Origin of the sequence: Pedobacter agri PB92, assembly GCF_000258495.1 — a bacterium.
GTDB classification, from domain to species: Bacteria; Bacteroidota; Bacteroidia; order Sphingobacteriales; family Sphingobacteriaceae; genus Pedobacter; species Pedobacter agri.
On sequence record NZ_AJLG01000035.1, the window covers coordinates 16,780 to 33,588 of the forward strand.

General features: G+C 37.9%; 21 protein-coding genes and 1 pseudogene. 15 read left to right on the plus strand and 7 right to left on the minus strand.

What is annotated here, in order from left to right; translation table 11 throughout:
- Positions 1 to 111: 111 nt before the first annotated feature.
- From ON09_RS07260 to ON09_RS07295, 8 genes are all read left to right on the plus strand, one after another.
- On the plus strand, positions 112 to 888 hold the full coding sequence (locus tag ON09_RS07260) for a hypothetical protein (protein ID WP_010600398.1): 777 nt from the start codon (positions 112 to 114) through the stop codon (positions 886 to 888).
- A gap of 19 nt (positions 889 to 907) precedes the next feature.
- Positions 908 to 1,471: a hypothetical protein gene (locus ON09_RS07265; protein WP_010600399.1), complete on the plus strand. Its 564-nt coding sequence runs from the start codon at positions 908 to 910 to the stop codon at positions 1,469 to 1,471.
- 38 nt (positions 1,472 to 1,509) lie between these two features.
- Complete coding sequence (locus ON09_RS07270; protein WP_010600400.1) at positions 1,510 to 2,040, plus strand: hypothetical protein; 531 nt, start codon at positions 1,510 to 1,512, stop codon at positions 2,038 to 2,040.
- A 53-nt stretch (positions 2,041 to 2,093) separates the two neighbouring features.
- On the plus strand, positions 2,094 to 2,498 hold the full coding sequence (locus ON09_RS07275; RefSeq protein ID WP_010600401.1) for a hypothetical protein: 405 nt from the start codon (positions 2,094 to 2,096) through the stop codon (positions 2,496 to 2,498).
- Positions 2,499 to 2,752: 254 nt separating this feature from the next.
- Positions 2,753 to 3,208, plus strand: coding sequence for a hypothetical protein (locus ON09_RS07280; RefSeq protein ID WP_010600402.1), 456 nt, complete (start codon positions 2,753 to 2,755; stop codon positions 3,206 to 3,208).
- A gap of 31 nt (positions 3,209 to 3,239) precedes the next feature.
- Positions 3,240 to 3,953 (plus strand): hypothetical protein, encoded by a 714-nt coding sequence (locus tag ON09_RS07285; protein WP_010600403.1) that lies wholly within the window; start codon positions 3,240 to 3,242, stop codon positions 3,951 to 3,953.
- Between the two features lie 39 nt (positions 3,954 to 3,992).
- Positions 3,993 to 4,484 carry a hypothetical protein gene (locus ON09_RS07290; RefSeq protein WP_010600404.1) on the plus strand — a complete coding sequence of 164 codons (492 nt, stop codon included), beginning with the start codon at positions 3,993 to 3,995 and terminating at the stop codon, positions 4,482 to 4,484.
- Between the two features lie 140 nt (positions 4,485 to 4,624).
- On the plus strand, positions 4,625 to 6,259 hold the full coding sequence (locus ON09_RS07295; protein WP_010600405.1) for an ABC-F family ATP-binding cassette domain-containing protein: 1,635 nt from the start codon (positions 4,625 to 4,627) through the stop codon (positions 6,257 to 6,259).
- On the opposite strand, the gene ON09_RS07300 is transcribed toward ON09_RS07295, so the two are convergent.
- The 3 genes from ON09_RS07300 to ON09_RS07310 all read right to left on the minus strand — a co-directional run bounded on the left by ON09_RS07300 (position 6,256) and on the right by ON09_RS07310 (position 9,949).
- Entirely contained in the window at positions 6,256 to 7,323 is a 1,068-nt protein-coding gene (locus ON09_RS07300) for a DUF6588 family protein (RefSeq protein ID WP_010600406.1), read from the minus strand. The genes ON09_RS07295 and ON09_RS07300 overlap by 4 nt on opposite strands.
- 452 nt (positions 7,324 to 7,775) lie before the next feature.
- Entirely contained in the window at positions 7,776 to 8,750 is a 975-nt protein-coding gene (locus tag ON09_RS07305) for an SMP-30/gluconolaconase/LRE-like region-containing protein (protein ID WP_010600407.1), read from the minus strand.
- Positions 8,751 to 8,752: 2 nt separating this feature from the next.
- Positions 8,753 to 9,949, minus strand: a complete 1,197-nt coding sequence (locus ON09_RS07310) for a PQQ-dependent sugar dehydrogenase (protein ID WP_010600408.1) — start codon at positions 9,947 to 9,949, stop codon at positions 8,753 to 8,755.
- 229 nt (positions 9,950 to 10,178) lie between these two features.
- Here ON09_RS07310 and ON09_RS07315 point away from each other — a divergent pair, with 229 nt between their 5' ends.
- Together ON09_RS07315 and ON09_RS07320 are read left to right on the plus strand one after the other, a co-directional pair.
- Complete coding sequence (locus ON09_RS07315) at positions 10,179 to 10,868, plus strand: DUF2490 domain-containing protein (protein WP_157258871.1); 690 nt, start codon at positions 10,179 to 10,181, stop codon at positions 10,866 to 10,868.
- Positions 10,869 to 11,086: 218 nt separating this feature from the next.
- Positions 11,087 to 11,329, plus strand: coding sequence for a hypothetical protein (locus tag ON09_RS07320; protein WP_010600410.1), 243 nt, complete (start codon positions 11,087 to 11,089; stop codon positions 11,327 to 11,329).
- A gap of 65 nt (positions 11,330 to 11,394) precedes the next feature.
- On the opposite strand, the gene ON09_RS25140 is transcribed toward ON09_RS07320, so the two are convergent.
- Positions 11,395 to 11,730 (minus strand): hypothetical protein, encoded by a 336-nt coding sequence (locus ON09_RS25140; RefSeq protein WP_010600411.1) that lies wholly within the window; start codon positions 11,728 to 11,730, stop codon positions 11,395 to 11,397.
- Positions 11,731 to 12,059: 329 nt separating this feature from the next.
- Here ON09_RS25140 and ON09_RS07330 point away from each other — a divergent pair.
- A pseudogene (locus ON09_RS07330) lies at positions 12,060 to 12,856 on the plus strand (SDR family oxidoreductase).
- Between the two features lie 30 nt (positions 12,857 to 12,886).
- Positions 12,887 to 13,168 carry a hypothetical protein gene (locus tag ON09_RS07335; protein WP_010600412.1) on the plus strand — a complete coding sequence of 94 codons (282 nt, stop codon included), beginning with the start codon at positions 12,887 to 12,889 and terminating at the stop codon, positions 13,166 to 13,168.
- Positions 13,169 to 13,203: 35 nt separating this feature from the next.
- Here ON09_RS07335 and ON09_RS07340 read toward each other — a convergent pair whose 3' ends face one another.
- The 3 genes from ON09_RS07340 to ON09_RS07350 all read right to left on the minus strand — a co-directional run bounded on the left by ON09_RS07340 (position 13,204) and on the right by ON09_RS07350 (position 14,659).
- Entirely contained in the window at positions 13,204 to 13,743 is a 540-nt protein-coding gene (locus tag ON09_RS07340) for an arylesterase (RefSeq protein WP_010600413.1), read from the minus strand.
- A gap of 320 nt (positions 13,744 to 14,063) precedes the next feature.
- Positions 14,064 to 14,315 (minus strand): hypothetical protein, encoded by a 252-nt coding sequence (locus tag ON09_RS07345; protein ID WP_010600414.1) that lies wholly within the window; start codon positions 14,313 to 14,315, stop codon positions 14,064 to 14,066.
- 47 nt (positions 14,316 to 14,362) lie between these two features.
- On the minus strand, positions 14,363 to 14,659 hold the full coding sequence (locus tag ON09_RS07350; protein ID WP_029204182.1) for a hypothetical protein: 297 nt from the start codon (positions 14,657 to 14,659) through the stop codon (positions 14,363 to 14,365).
- Positions 14,660 to 14,882: 223 nt separating this feature from the next.
- On the opposite strand from ON09_RS07350, the gene ON09_RS07355 reads away from it, so the two are divergent.
- From ON09_RS07355 to ON09_RS24155, 3 genes are all read left to right on the plus strand, one after another.
- A complete protein-coding gene (locus ON09_RS07355; RefSeq protein WP_010600416.1) occupies positions 14,883 to 15,818 on the plus strand; it encodes a manganese catalase family protein in 936 nt (311 codons plus the stop codon).
- Between the two features lie 180 nt (positions 15,819 to 15,998).
- Positions 15,999 to 16,262 (plus strand): response regulator, encoded by a 264-nt coding sequence (locus ON09_RS24150; RefSeq protein ID WP_010600417.1) that lies wholly within the window; start codon positions 15,999 to 16,001, stop codon positions 16,260 to 16,262.
- A complete protein-coding gene (locus ON09_RS24155; RefSeq protein ID WP_010600418.1) occupies positions 16,249 to 16,647 on the plus strand; it encodes a response regulator transcription factor in 399 nt (132 codons plus the stop codon). The genes ON09_RS24150 and ON09_RS24155 overlap by 14 nt, the downstream gene beginning before the upstream one ends.
- The last annotated feature ends 162 nt before the right edge of the window (positions 16,648 to 16,809 follow it).

Here is a 16,809-nt window from a genome sequence, read left to right on the forward strand (position 1 = left end):
TGGATAACAAACCTAAAAAAGATCTCATGAATGGTATTGCTGGAAATTTTAAACCGCTGATGAAACTTTTTATTTAAATGGAATTTTTAGACAGAATAAATATTAAAAGCAATGATAGTAGGCATAAAAACAACTAACAGAAAGATAAACGATATTGTAGATACACCTTTTCTAGGTGGTTTGTTCATATTCGTGATGATATTTATTCCGGCGGTATTAACCTCATTTTTGTTGCAAGCATTAGTACCAGCTTTTCAGAACAATAAAGGTTTCACCAAAGCATTAATTTTTGCGCTTCCTGCATGGAATTTATTGTTCTGGTTTTTAAGGTTGAAGTTGTATATACTTTTTATCCCCGCCTGGTTACTGCTTGGAGGAATTGCCGTAGTTAAGGGTTATCCCATTTTTGAAGGCGAAAAACCAGGCAAAGTACTGCCTTCAGACGAAAGGTCGGTTTGGAAAAATTTGTATCAGAAAACCGAATACGATGAACAACGCATTACACTGCAAGGCTATATCAAAATTATCAATTGGTTACCCACCAATCATCAACATGCTTGCCATCTGGTAAATGAAAAGGGAAATTTTTTATTGCGGTTTGCGATTAAAGAGAAAAATAAAAACGCAGTAAATATTCGCAAAAAAGATAACAACGAAATGGATGAAGCCAATAGCTTTTTTCTTGATAATGATGGTAACGAAATCCCACTTAACAAAAAGGTGTCACTAACATTCGATATAATTTATGATAAAACAAAATCAGGAGCATATATACCATTAACTCACGAGGATAGCAAGTTTAATCCTGATTTTAAGAATTTAGCTAAACCTGGTGATCAGTATTATTTTTTCGTTACCAAGAATATAAGAATAGATAAAATTAAGTGATCAATCTAAAATTAGATAAATGACTGATAAGCCTAAAACCAATTTGATGGATAGTATAGCTGGAAACTTTAAGCCACTGATGATACTTTCGGTGGTGTTAATTTATTTCGGCATTACGATAAAACGCTATGCTGACAAACACAACAAAAGCTATGAGCAGGTTTCCATTACAAAACTTACAGGCATTGATGATAAAGAGGAGTTCGAACTTACCGGTTTTAAAATTAAGGAAATCGAAATAAAGGGACAAGAAGAAGGAGGTATCGGGCTTTATGGTAATGAAACTGATGCGAAACCCAAAGCTACGATTGTCGTAAAAGATGTAGAGAATTTTTTAACAAGCTTTAAAACTAAAAACAAAATTATAGCGAAGCCTTTTAGAGGAATACATCAGGGTTCGCCTAAATTTTTGCAAAATTACATCTTAAATTATGGTGTAGAAGATGAAAATAACGAATTGAAAACCTTGCTGGTTCATGAGGAGTATTTCAGTTGGAAATCTGTGCTTTTGGAGTTGTCACTCTATTTAGCGGTCATTTTATTTCTGATAATCATGCTCCTGTCGAGAATAAAGTTCTACTAATAGAAACAAATAAAATTTAATCAATAATAAATATCAATATGAAAACAATAAAAACCATTTTAGCCGTAGCAGTAGTGCTATTTATCGGGGTTGTATTTTTCTATACCAGTAGCAGTGTTAAAATTGCTAAGGAAATCGAAACTAGTTATACCCACCACAATCAGACCATTACTTTGGAAGGAAAATTTAAAGCGCCATTTCTTACACGAACCGGCAGTTCAATTTCTATGGAATTTGAAGTTTTCAATGATTTCTTTATCATCCAAACTGGAAATAAAACAATTACCGGTGTGAAAGTAAATTATGGAGAAGGAAAAAATTCAGTATTAATTGATGTTCCTGAAGATAGCCGAAAATTCGAACAAAAAGATGTGGTGATCTTTGATAAAGATGGTAATAAGTTAACCACCAGCGACAAAGTGAAAATAACAGCACAAATTGTTTATCCGAATAAAGGCGTTAAAAAATCATCAACTGTAAAAGATTACAGTACCGGCAAGGTAAAGGTTAAAGATGAAGGTGAAGATTTTGGTTACGAAATATCAAACGTAGTGATCGAGAAAATTTAATCATTACTGGTATGGGTGCTAAGCTCGTGCCAGTTTCATTTAGTTTATAAATTGTGGCTAAAAACCTACTTATATTAATTGTTTTTTTAATGTGCGCCAGTTTAGGGAGGGCACAAAATCAACTTTTTCCAAAAAGAGCTTTCGCTGGTACCTGGGAGCAAGAACAGAGCCATCACAACTTAGTTCTGATTATCAAATTTGAAAAAGGCAAAAATTATGCAACGGTTGTAGATGTGGGAACGGGAGAGGCGCCAGCTTTTCAATTGAAAGCACAAATGCAGGGCAATGAACTACTCATTAATCCACAAACACATGTAAATGACCTTTATATTCAATTATCTGTAAAAAACAACAAACTGCTATTTAAAACCCAAATAGCCATTTGGGACAGAAGTGGAAATCCATTGCCTGCAGACAAAAATCGGTACCAAACCAGCGTTTACAAAAGAGTTAAATAATTTAAGGTTGCTCTACACAACCTCTGAGAGGATTTACCCATTACCATGATTCTAATAATTGATCATTTGATGGATTTACCTATTGCCTGGATAGCCAAGCGGCAACGCGAAAAATAATTCCGGGCCAGCGAATTATAAAAATAATCAGACGAATAATAGTTTGCTCCGCCAAGATTAATTTCTTAGCGTAGTTTAGTGTGTGATCTGTTCATCCCCAGTATCCCAAAAATTATTAAACGATAAAAATTTTAAGGATGATCTGCTTGAAGCAATTTGTTTTAGCTTTCACAATAATAGTTAGTACTTCAAATTTAATATTCGCGAAAGCGAGAATACCGATTGGAGAAAGAGGGGTTTTAAACACCGTTCATGATTTACCAGATACTGATGAGTTCAAGCTTGATAATGGCAACTACCTAGACTTAGCAACCCTGCATAAAGAATTCAACATCGCTTATATTCTGCCATTGTACATCACACAAGAACCAAAACTGGTTGGTTATGATGAAAAAACAGAACGCTATTTCGATTTGCCAGAAAGCGAATTAAAACAGCTTCTGCTCACTCAAAAATTAAATCAAAAAGACTTAATTGGCTTACCCTTTTATACGAGGTATGGCGCCAAACTAATCGTGATATTATTTGTGGCTTTTTTAATTTGGGGAAATCTTCCTTATCAAAAACCAAAAGTTACACCAACAACAGTCTAAATTCTTATTTATCCACTAAAACCCTTAAAAAATGAGTAGCTCAGTTATTTTTATTATTGTTTTCATGATTGTAATTTATGGAGGCATTTTCTACTTTATGCAATTGAAGAAAAAGAAGCAGAAAGAAATGTTTCAAAACACTGATTTTAATGCAGAAATGCGAAATGTCCTTACCTACAAAAACAAATTTTTAAATTCTGAACTTTCCTTTTTACCTAAGCAAATGGAAGGCAAGCCTATTGATGCATTTAATTATGCCAATATGAATTATTCTACCAAAGATTCGATCAAAGATGGTATTAAAGATAGTTTAAAAGGAATGGCCACTCTAGGAACCGTTAGATTTCATACCGTTCAAACGCCAAAGTATTTTATTCTTAGCGGTGCCGATTTACATTTGTTAGATACTGATACGGAGGGAGAAATCTCCAATCATCTGGTTTTTGATGCGGCTCGTTTACGAGCATCATCCATAAGTGAAGTTCCTTTAGAAGGTGTAATTAAAGCTTTTGCCAAACAGAAAGGCGATGATGTTAAAGCTTACAGAATCTCCTTGGCCACTGATGCTAGCCCCATTGAATTGATCATGTTTTCAGCTTTGTTATTTACCTATGCCAATACCAATGCCAGTGCATTTTCGCTAAACGTTCAGAAAAACATAGAAGAGATTGTTATTGCAAACGATTTTCTTAAAAAACTGGGTGAACGTTATCCAAACCTCAAAGTATCAGGTTTGCTCAACTAATTTAAAACAGACTAATTAATTAACTTAGATAATACAAATATGAAAAGAATGTTTCTTGTCGCTATTGCATCTGCAATACTTGTTTCATGTAGTCAAAACAAAGAGAAAGGACAAGTGGTAAATTTTGAACAGTATCAGGCGTTAAACCAGGTAAAAGAGAATAATGGTAAACGGTTCGCTATCGTGGGATATCCGTTTATCGATGGCGATATTACCGTGAGAGGCGGCGTGAGCAATGATAGCCAGTTGCCACAAATTGGTTTCTACGAAGCGCCAGGAGGAAAAGGTAAAATGCTTGCCTTAATGCCTATAGCCAATGGAACAGGTAAAAATGAGTTTGATGCCCCAGAAACCTTTACCATGGACCAGGTTGTTTTTTACGATAATGAAGGTAAACCATTAAAATATACCGATAAAATGGAAGTATCGTTTACCATGGATTTACAGGTTGATAGGGGTAAAACAACTTTTAACGAGCGCTCTGTTTATTATGGCGGGCCGAGTGAAACTCGCATAGATAAAGCGAAATAACAATATTTATTATTTTTGTTCAAATGTAGGTTGAATGACACCTACTAAAAACGACATGAAGACCTTAATATATAACTGCCGTTGGTGGTTATAAATTAAGGTCTTTCTTTTATCTTTGCAGAAATTTCAATATTTCTACTGTGATTAATGTAAACAACATCTCCGTTTCATTTGGCGGAACCACGCTCTTCAGCGACGTAACTTTTTCCATAAACGAAAACGATAAAATTGCCTTGATGGGCAAAAATGGAGCGGGAAAGTCGACCATTTTGAAAATTATTGCTGATGTTGCAAAACCTACTTCAGGTAGTGTTACCGGACCAAAAGATGCGGTTATTGCATATTTACCCCAGCATTTGCTTACCGAAGATAAGCTTACGGTGTTTGAAGAAACTATGAAAGCTTTTCAGGAGGTAAACCAAATGCAAAAGGAACTTGATGAACTGAATGAACAGCTTACTGTTCGGACTGATTATGATAGTGACGATTACATGAAACTAATCGAAAGGGTTTCAGAACTGAGTGAAAAGTTTTATTCGATTGAAGAAGTAAATTATGATGCGGAGGTGGAAAAAGTGCTCAAAGGCTTGGGTTTTGAAAGGAAGGATTTTACCCGCCAAACCTCTGAATTTTCAGGCGGATGGCGTATGCGTATTGAACTTGCTAAAATTCTGCTTCAAAAGCCTGATTTGATTCTGTTGGATGAGCCCACCAACCACATGGATATTGAAAGTATTCAATGGCTGGAGGATTTCCTGATTAATTCTGCCAAGGCTGTAATGGTAATTTCTCACGATAGGGCGTTTGTAGATAATATCACGAATCGTACGATTGAAGTAACGATGGGCAGGATATACGATTACAAAGCCAAGTACAGTCACTATTTACAATTACGGGCAGATAGACGAATACACCAGCTGAAAGCCTACGAAGAACAACAAAGATTTATTGCCGATAACCAGGAATTTATTGATCGCTTTAGAGGAACCTATTCCAAAACGCTTCAGGTACAATCGCGTGTGAAAATGCTCGAAAAGCTGGAGGTGATAGAAATTGACGAAGTAGATACATCCGCTTTAAGATTAAAGTTTCCACCGTCGCCTCGCTCAGGGCAATATCCGGTAATGGTAGAAGAGCTTACTAAAACTTATGGCGATCATGTGGTTTTTCAGAAAGCGAATCTGGTAATCGAACGTGGAGAGAAAGTAGCCTTCGTTGGTAAGAATGGCGAAGGTAAGTCCACCATGATTAAAGCGATTATGGGCGAAATCGATTTTGAAGGAAGTTTAAAAGTTGGTCACAATGCTAAAATAGGCTATTTTGCTCAAAATCAGGCCGCTTTGTTAGATGAAAATCTTACCGTGTTCGATACCATTGATCAGATCCCGATGGGTGAAGGAACTGTCAAAATTAAAGATCTTTTAGGTGCTTTTATGTTTAGTGGAGATGATACGACTAAAAAAGTGAAAGTACTTTCAGGAGGTGAAAAAACCCGATTGGCGATGATTAAATTATTGTTGGAGCCGGTAAACGTTTTGATACTGGATGAGCCAACCAATCACCTCGATATGAAGACGAAAGATATTATCAAAGATGCTTTGAAAGATTTTGATGGTACACTTATCCTGGTTTCACACGATAGGGATTTCTTGGATGGGCTGGTAGAAAAAGTATTTGAATTTGGTAACAAGCGTGTTCGCGAACATTTCGAAGATATTAAAGGTTTTCTTGCCTACAAAAAAATGGATAGCTTAAAAGAGATCGAGAAAAACTAAAACCCAAGTCCGATACCTGCACTTAGCATGCCATAACCACCCGAAAAGCCATATGAGCCATATAGGCGGACAACAGGAAGTTTTAGTTGAAAGCCTACATCTCCACGTAGCGTTTTAAGGTAGGTTCTTTTCAGTTCAAATGGGTCAGTGTAGGTAATGTACGCGACCTGGTTATCACGTATGCTGTTCGGAATGGGAAAATTTCCTCTTAAACCCAGCGTTGCAGATGATATGCTATAGCCTAGTGAAACAAATGGACTAAAGAAACCGATTTCTTTGGAAAGAGTAGTTTGCAGAAGGTAGTTGTCAAATCTTCCGTAAATCTCCTGACCAGTGAAGTCTGTTGCTTGCTGGCTATTTTCCGGAATCATGCCGGGCAATGGTTGCAGATTAAGTGTTCTACCATAATTAAGAACATTGAATCCGGCGAGTATAGAGAGATCAAACGGGGTTTTCTTCACATCTTTAGGAATAAAATCCCTCACGAGATTGTGCTTAATTCCAAGGCCGAATAAGGAGACCGATCCAAATCGTTCTCCAAGTTTAATTTTTGGTGCTGCTCTTAACATCAGTTCTGTATTGGCCAGAAAACCTACAGTAAGTTGAACCTGAGGTGTAGGTATAAGGTCTTCGATTACTGCACTCGGAAGTTCAAACGAGATAAGTTTATTGCCATTTCCATCAAACAAATCCATATAAGGACCATTGTTGTAGCGGTCGCCGGTAAACGTTGGCGACTTAATTTTACTTGGATCTGCAGGGCGGAGATTACTGGAAAGGCCGATGCTGGTAACATCAAAAGTCTGTTTAGATTTAGGTACCAGTGAGCCAGTTGCCATAATTCTAAGATCGAAATGTAACGGACCTAATGTTTGTGCAGTATTGGTCCACCCACTGTTCATGCCTAAACCAAATCCATAAAGAAGTGGCTGAGAATAAGCTTCAACAAGTTTTTCAACGTCGGCCGGACCTGCCTGAATTAATTGTTCGAAATTGAATTGGGCATGTACTTTTTGATTAATAAAAATCAGCACACAGAGGATTGATAAGAATAGTTGTTTCATGAATAAGCGCTTCAGCAAAATCTACTTTAAAAAGGGATCTTAAATCAAACCCGGATCGAAGTAAAATGTTTGGGTAACCTCTGATATGAGATGCAATTGTTTTTGTATTATGATTAATGCAAAAATCCCTCACGACAGAAGTCGGGAGGGATCTTATCTTTCATCCGAAAGGGAGCAAACCGTCATCCATTGGTTGCTCGACTTAATTGTCGGATACAATAATATAAAATAGGAAAACTCTAGTCAATACATTGTTGATATTTGTCAACAGTTCATCAAAAAATACGTATAAACCTATTGTAAACGCGTATTTACCAAACCAAAGGATGCTCCGCAATCACGTCTTTATAATGGGTTATTTCATCTCAGTACTGATGCGTCGTAAATATGCCAGTACTATATCTATGCTAAAGTGTTTGAGCCGACTTTTAATCTGATCAAAATTTATGAAATTACGGTTTCATTGGTTTGAAGATTGCTTTCTGAATGGCAAATTTCTTTACTGGCACCGAATTGCTATCCAATAGCTGATTGAATTGCGCATTCATAATCCAAATATCTGCGCCGTTTGAAGTTGCTGTAGAAGGATAGGTAAAACGATCTGTTGATGCAGTAGCTGCGCTAACCGCGGCAGTTTGCCAGTTATCGTTGCTCGTAAGTTGATAAATTTTATCATTTCCGCCATTAACAACCATAGTAAGATTGTTTTTGTCTTTCAACAATAAACCGTCCGCACCTAAAAAATATTGATCGATCATAATTTTTTGAACGGATTTAGGATTGTTAAGCATTACTTTGAAGAGTTGCCCTTTTGAGCTGTTATCAACGATTAAATAACCATCAGGATGAAAAACGATGCCATTTAATCCTACACCTTCAGTTTTAAATAAATCATCTTTAGCAAATACTGATGCCTTTCCATCTGGCGTTACTTTGTAAATGGCACCGGCAAAACTATCTGTAACGTAAGCATTTTTCTGGTTATCGAAAGCCAGATCGTTCGCGAAATGTTTTCCAGGTAAAAGTGCCGACAAATCAACATCTGAGACTTTTTTGCCAGATTGAATGTCAATGGCAATTAATCTGGCCATTTTCATTCTCGTAGCAGGATTAGTGAATTTGCTATAATTTGCATCACTTACACAGGCATAAAGTTTTTTACCATCAGGATGGATTTTCAAGCCATAAGTAGATTTCAATGTTGTGTCAGCATGCAATACGCTGTACATCCCTTGAGGACTTACCTGGCCAATATTGCCCAAACGGGCGGAAGATACATAGTAAACATTCTTGGTTTGATCGAATGCAATGCCTTCAGGATAGCTTTCCAATGCATCAAATTCAATTCTTGGCGTTGGTTCAGGTTTAATCGCTGCTACTGTAGCCACGCAAACTACTGCTAAGCAGATATAGGTTAATGCTCTCATAATTAATTTGTTTTTCTGATGGCGTAAATATTTCCGGCGGCATCGTCCGAAATGTAAATTGTTCCTTCTTTCGTTACCGTGATTCCTGCAGGTCTGCCAAAGCGGGATTCTCCCTGCAAAAAGCCTGTTAAGAAATCTTCAGCTTTTACGGCTACACCATTTTCAAAATGAATGCGCTGTACTTTAAATCCAACAGGTTTATCGGCGTTCCAAGAGCCATGCCATGCAACCAACCCATCACCCGACCACTCTGCAGGAATATTAGCTGCTCCGCGAAAAAATGTGAAGCCAATAGGAGCCATGTGGGCAGTTAATTCCAGTATTGAGGGTTGCGTATTTTTTACAACTGCTTCTTTGGTGTTTCCGGCAGGATCTTCACGGCTTTTATCTACCTCCTGTTTACCGTATGCGTAAGGAAACCCATAATCTGCCCCCATAATAATGCGGTTCACTTCCTCCGGTGGCCAATCACTGCCCTTGGTATCTCCGCCATTATCTATACCCCAAAGTTCTTTCGTTTGCGGATGCCAATCAAAGCCGATGGTATTTCTTAAACCACTCGCAAAAATCTTCCTGCCCCACGTTTTTGGATCAACCTGTAACATGGTTGCAGTTTCCTTATCGCTTTCTTTACAATCGTTGCAAAGCGAGCCTACGCTAATGTAAAGCATTCCATCAGGGCCAAAATCCATCGTTCGGTTAGGGTGCTGACCACCGTCAGGGAGATCTTTGATCAATGTTTCTGCTCCATAAACATTTAAGGTGCCATCTGGTTTAACAGGATAGCGGCGGAGCTCATTGCTGTTGCAAATGTACATCCAGTTATCTTTCATGGTAATGCCATGAACTCCTTTAAAATTAGAGACAACGGTAATCAGATTTTCGAATTTATTATCTTTATTCGAGTCATCAAGCAACAATACATCGCCACCATCTCTTCGCGTTACATAAACCTTTCCTGCTGGGCTGGTGTAGAGCATTCGAGGTTTACCCAAACCAGATGCGGCAAGGCTTACCTGCCAACCCGGCGGTGTTTTCAAAAGTTTTAACATTTCAGGCTTAAATTCTAATACCTGTGCATATTTAGTTACAGATAAAGATTTAGTGACATCCTTTGGCGGGAGGCCTCGCTGCGCCTGGACAAGCGATGTGCTTAGCATGATTAATGCAGCACTGATTTTTAAATAATTTTTCTTCATGGTAGGGATTTTTCAAGTCAACACGAAAAAAATGCGATAAGTTTTGCTTAAATATAGATTGGGTATGATGCTACTCAAATCGGACCATGGGTTGCGTTATATACCTGTTTAACCCAGTAGCAAAAATTCGCGACTTCAAAGCTATAGCAAGTGTAGCATCTGGTAAGCTAAAAATACTGCAGCTTTAGTGAGCAAAACTTTTAATAGTTTTTTGATGTTGGCTAAACACATGAAGATCAAAAAAACAGTTCTGTTACTATTTGTTGCTGGAGCTTTTCAATCCTTTTCTTTTGCTCAAAGCGGGCCGAAACAGTTCTGGCTTTTTGTAACGCATACGCAAAAAATTAACGATCGTTTCAATATACTGGCAGATGTTCAAAGCCGGTCGGAGCAAAACCTGAATCAAATAAATACGCTTTTATTACGTACAGCTTTAGCTTATAACATTAATGATCAGCATAGCATTGCTTTGGGTTATGCTTACAAAGGAGATTGGCCCGATGGTGAAGAATATGAATATGAACATCGGATCTATCAACAATACCAATATGAGTTTAAGATCAAACGTATTGAGGTTCAGTTGCGTGGGCGTTTCGAACAGCGATTTCTGCAAGATTCAGGTTCCCATCTTGCCATGCGGGCAAGGGGTTTCGCAGCTGTCCAGTTTCCAATCTCTGCCAACGAAGATTTTACTACCGGCCTGTTTGCAGGCTTACAAAATGAACTTTTTTTAAATGTGTTAAACCGCCAATATGCAAACGGGCATCTTTTCGATCAAAACAGGCCGTATGTTTCAATTGGTTATCGATTTAGCGAAAATATAGAAACTAGTTTCGATTACGGTTTAATGGCCGATCAAGGTGAGGAAAAAAACACCTTCAACAATGTATTTCGAATATCATTGACCACAAATTTTTAGGACATGCGATTTTATTGATATGATCTGCTGAAAAGATCAGTGATCATTTGCTTTTCAAGTCTTTTAAATCACAAAATGGTGTGAGAATCACCTCGATTTGATAAATATCAATAAAAATCATCATTCATCGCTGTTCATTCTATGATATCATAGTTTAGCGCTTGATTCTGGGCTGGCCGATGCTCAAATTTGTAGCAACTAAACTAAACCAAATCAACATGCCCATTTCACAACATGGAAAATTCGTCCGCGTACAAAACACTTTTATCAAAATTGATAGTATTATTATGGTCAGACCCAAAGATCTTGTTCAATATGATCATGAGGACCGGATACTGAGTAAGGATTTTCCTGAAATCCATATCGATACCATGAAAGGGTCATTTCCTTTTTTATTTCAGGAGTTTGAACAGCGTGATTTAGCTTTAGAGAAGCTTTTGACTATTTTAAGTGAGCTATAAAATATTAACGAAGATAACAACAGAAGGTGTTTGATTTGCCTTCCGTTGTTATGCTAGTTTTCTATTTAACCTTCGTTGATATGGCGATGTAAATACTCTTCTACATTAATCAAATCGTTATCTACCTGCTCTTTTGCAGTAGCCGAATCGTAATGTAGCGAATCATCTGCAAATTCACTTAGCAGATTAATTTTTAGCTCCTCTTCGTCGTCAGCATTTGCACGCTCGCCAATAACAGTGAATATCCCCTCAATGCCGTCGTGTACAAAGCTATATTTCACTTCAAACCGATTTTCATCTTCTGTAGGAACTTCCGCAATCTCTGTGTATTCGCGTTCTTCAACGGTTTCAAGTCCTTGTTTTAATAATTTGATTGCCTGCTGTTTTTTCTCGTCTGTCATCGTTTGTATTTTAAGTTTTATACCATAACATTTCAGAGCGCACTTGGTTTTTTTAAAATTGATAGGTAGACTGGATGGATGTTCGTATGGCTGTTTTCTTCGCCTTGTCGATTTATTCTGAACAAATTTTGATTTCCTGCTGTTGCTTAAACGGAGGTTTATGATTCGCAAACGATATTTTGTGCCTGAATCTCCAATAAACAAATAACATTAAAAAGATAAATATTATGCTGGAACAGAATCGAAAAACCATTGAAAATCCGTTAAATAAATATCCGAAACCACCTTTTGAAAAGCAGCCACAGGAAGTTCCGGGGCTTTCCTCGAAAATGTTGCCTGTACCTGATCATGGAGAAAATAGCTACCAGGGATCAGGAAGGTTACTGGGGCGGAAAGCGTTGATTACCGGAGGCGACTCGGGAATTGGAAGGGCAGCGGCTATTGCTTACGCCAGAGAAGGGGCAGATGTGGTGATTAATTATTTGCCAGAGGAACAATCTGATGCTGATGAAGTAATCGCTTTAATAAAATCAGCCGGAAGGCAAGGTTATGGTATTCCCGGTGATATTACCGATCCATCTTTCTGTAAGCAATTGGTTGAACAAACGGTTGAAAAACTGGAAGGAATCGATATTTAGTGAATAACGCGGGGCATCAACAAGCGGTAGAATCGTTGCTCGATTTAACCGAAGAGGGATTTGATGAAACCATTAAAACCAATATTTACGCACCGTTCTGGATTACCAAAGCTGCTTTGCCACATTTACCTGAAGGCGCTGTAATCATTGCAACCTCATCTGTTCAGGCTTACGATCCATCTGAGAATTTGTTTGATTATGCACAAACCAAGGCAGCAAACGTAGCTTTCGTTAAGTCGCTTGCCAAACAACTGGGTCCGAAAGGTATTCGCGTTAACGGCGTAGCGCCAGGTCCGGTTTGGACACCCCTGCAAACAAGTGGCGGACAGCCGCAAGACGCCATTGTAGAATTCGGAGCACAGACACCTCTGGGCAGACCCGGCCAGCCTGCTGAATTAGCATCTATTTATGTGCAGTTAGCTGCAAGCGATGCAAGCTACGCTACCGGACAAATTTATGGTGCTGCTGGTGGAAGCGGACATCCTTAACTAAAATTGTAATCCAATAATAAACATCCTATGAAAGCAGAAAATCCCGATTTAAGTCTGGTTAGGCACAAATTTGACGAGGCACTTATCGATACCATTTGGTCGGAAACAGGTGCGCCAAGTTATATTATTAAAGAAGGTTTGGATCCTGAGGAATACAGCATCATGGCCAAACAACTTTTAGAAGCAGAGCAAATTATTGCACACGATTTTACCAGTGAAGTCAGAAATGAATCGGGTTCGAAATCAGCAAAATTTGATTATAAATCTGGATGGTTTTTAGAAGGACTTGGAGAAGGAGAGGTGGAGTAATTTCCACCTTTCTTTAATTTACGTTCTATCTTTGATCATTTTTTTAACGTTGGCCAAACCGTATCTGCCATAATCTTATAGCCTTCTGCCAGCGGATGAACACCATCATACATATTCAGATGTTTTCTTCCCTCAATTCCATCTAGCAAATAGGGTACAAGTTCACAATGATTTTGTACTGCTAAATCCTGATAAATGCGGCGATAACCAGGCGCCCGTTCATCTGGTATCCAAAAAGGAAGTTTCATTCCTAAAATAAGGATATCTGCTGCAGGATGAGTTGCTTTTACTGCTGAAATTATTTTTTGTAAGTTATGGCTTACCAGCGCTGCCGGATGCCCACGCAACAGATCATTGGCGCCAAGTTCCAGTACAAAAATATCTGTATCGATTTTTAAAGTGTCGGGTAAACGGTTCAACCCTGAAACAGAAGTATCACCACTAATACCCGCATTAATAACATGATAATCCATACCCTCACTCATTAAAATCTGACCGATTCTGGCAGGTAATGACTCTTTGAGTGGATCCTTGAGACCGTAACCAGCAGTCAGACTATCGCCAAAAAAAAACAATTGTTCCCATTCAAATTTTAAATAGAAACGGATTAAAAATCAAAAATGTTTGCCATAAAGGAATAATGCAAACATATCTTCCATTAAAATTATTTTATTTAATGTGCGGCATTCGCAAGTGCATTGTGGTCGAATCTGCAAGGAAGTTAGGTTGGGTACTATCTATTGTATTCGTATCCAAAATGGTTGAATCTGTGTAGCGGTTCATATTTTCAGCCTTCTTCTAATTTGCCTATTTACCATTGCAAGTCGTTAAAGCAAAGCCCAGCGTTATGATTAATGGTCAAGTTTTTCGTAACTGTATTACATTTATCATTTGATCAATTAAGATCGTACCATTTGGGTAGCTCTATATAGTTTTTATTCCATTCTAGTTTTCCATTCGGGTTTTTAAACCCTACAGATAGATAAGTAACTTCAGGAAGATGCTCGGCAATATGCTTTTTAAACTCATATGCATCGATGGTTAAATAATGATAAAGTCGCTCACAGTCCATTTCATCAACTGCTAAGATGATCATTACAATATCACCATTGTAGAGGCTAATCAATTCGCTGCCAAAAACCTTCATTTTAAAGATTTAATTTGTAACTGAAAACTTAGTGTTTAGGCGATCTATCACTTCATAGTTTGTCGACCAGTATCTTTAATTAATCGATCGTTAATTTTTACTGAAAAAAGTATCGCGATGCTTGCCAATAAACCCAGGCAAATTCCATAAACCAGGAATGCATAATTAAATTTCGAATGCTCAATACAACCTTTATAAAAAAATATGATACTTAATATTGATAATATGATACCACTTGCAGCGAACAGATTTCCTAAGGGTGTAGTTAATTTGATGTAGTCAGCCCTTGCCTGTTTACTGGCAACCAGACTTTGCAATCTGTTTAGTGAATTTTTGATTATCATACCAATTACGACATACGAAACCACTGCTTAGTTTGATTGAACAGCATAAATAAAGTACCCGATTTGTTGTTGTTTTGTTGCTGTAATAGCAGGTACTCAACCTTGCTAAATACTCATTTTAATTTTAGTACGTGTTTTGACAATACCGCAAACCATTCCTCTTTTTTTATGGTGTATAGTGAGAAGATTGATCAACAGTTTTCATTAACAAAACACAAAGCTTATGTTCCATCATTCAAAAGACCTGCAGTTCAATGCAAGGGTTTCCAGGCCTGACCCTGTTTTCGCAAATATTCTTTTAGAACAGTTCGGCGGTGAGAACGGCGAACTTGCAGCAGCGATGCAATATTTTACACAGGCATTTGGTGCAAAGCAACCCCATCCAGATAAGTATGATATGCTGATGGATATTGCTACCGAAGAATTTAGTCACCTGGAGATTGTAGGTGCAACGATTCAAATGCTGCTCAAAGGTGTAAATGGTTCACTAAAAGATGCTGCTGATTCATCAGAAATTATGCAGGTTCTTGATGGGAAGGCGGCCAAAGAGAATATTATTCACGCTGCGCTATCTGCAAATCCACATTTTGTGATGCTAAGCAGTGGCGGTCCACGGTTAGCCAATAGCCAGGGTATTCCGTGGTGTGCTTCATATATTCATTCCAATGGTGATTTAACTGTCGATTTAAGAAGTAATCTGGCTTCAGAATCAAGAGCGAAATTAGTTTATGAACACTTGATGAAATTTACTGATGATCCTTACGTAAAAGAAACACTTTCGTTTTTAATGACCCGCGAAGTGGCGCATTATAAAATGTTTGAAGCAGCGCTGGATACCATTCAACCGAATTTTCCGCCAGGTGTATTGCAGGCAGATCCAAGATTTACACAGCAATATTTCAATCTTTCTCCAGAGAAATCATTCACCGGACCATGGAATGAAGGCGAAATGCCTGGCATGAATAAAGAATGGGAGTTTGTTTCAGATCCGGCTGCTTTCGTTCAGGAAACGGAAGGCTTAACCAATATGGATGATGATAAGACCTTGGAGCTGGAAGAAACAGAAGAATTAAATAAACAGATGAGTGAAGAAAAAAGTGCGGAGGTAATTGCGGCTGAGCCAGATGGCATTGCGCAATGGAGTGATTATTCAAAATAATAAACAACACACAAACAAATAACCGCCGGATGCCTGATCGCATCCGGCTTTTTATTGCCATTTTATTTGGTGAATTCGGGCGGTAAATTCTGTTAAAACTATATGGAATAACTTATGTTGACACAGTGCTTGATCATACCAGATCTCATGTTAGTGAAGAAATTGCCAACAACAAAATAAATGAAACAGATCATATTGGCCGAAGATCACAAAGTGATTAGAAACGGCGTTAAGATGCTATTAGAATCTACACAACAATACCAGGTATTACATGAGGCCAGCAATGGGCAAGAGGTGATTGATGCTTTGAATAAAGGATTGATTCCTGATTTAATTGTTTCTGACATTGGTATGCCTGTCATGGATGGCATCACCATGTTAACCGAACTGAAACAATCATATCCTCAAATCCCTGTTTTTGATTATGTCGATGATGGAAAGTGATGCCAATCTTTATCAAACCATAAAGGCAGGCGCCCGTGGGTTTCTAACCAAATCAGTTGATGCCGACGAACTTTTTTTTGCCATTAGCAGGTTAATGGTTGGAGAACGCTATATCTGTTCCAGCCTGGCCATACCCATTATTGATCACGTCATTGAAAAAGAACTTGTTCCAAACTTTAAAATGCGTAGCAGCGATTTTTCTTCACGAGAGATAGAGATTTTACAACTGATTGGGCAAGGCTTAACCAATGTAGAAATGGCTGATAAGTTATTTATCAGCAAACGTACTGTTGAAGGGCACAGGCAAAGTTTGATTGATAAAACAGGAGCCAGAAACACTGCAGTATTGATGCGTTTTGCTTATGCTAATGGAATTATCGATTAGCAAGCATTCTTTTAAGGCTAAAACAATGCCCTTTATTTTAGGTTTTTAACAATAAACAATCAAATTAATGGCTGAGATTCGCAATGATATTTTTTTTAAGATGGGATCGTCCGCTTTGGATGGTTATTTTATTTTTGACATTCAACGGTCTAGTGTGTACGT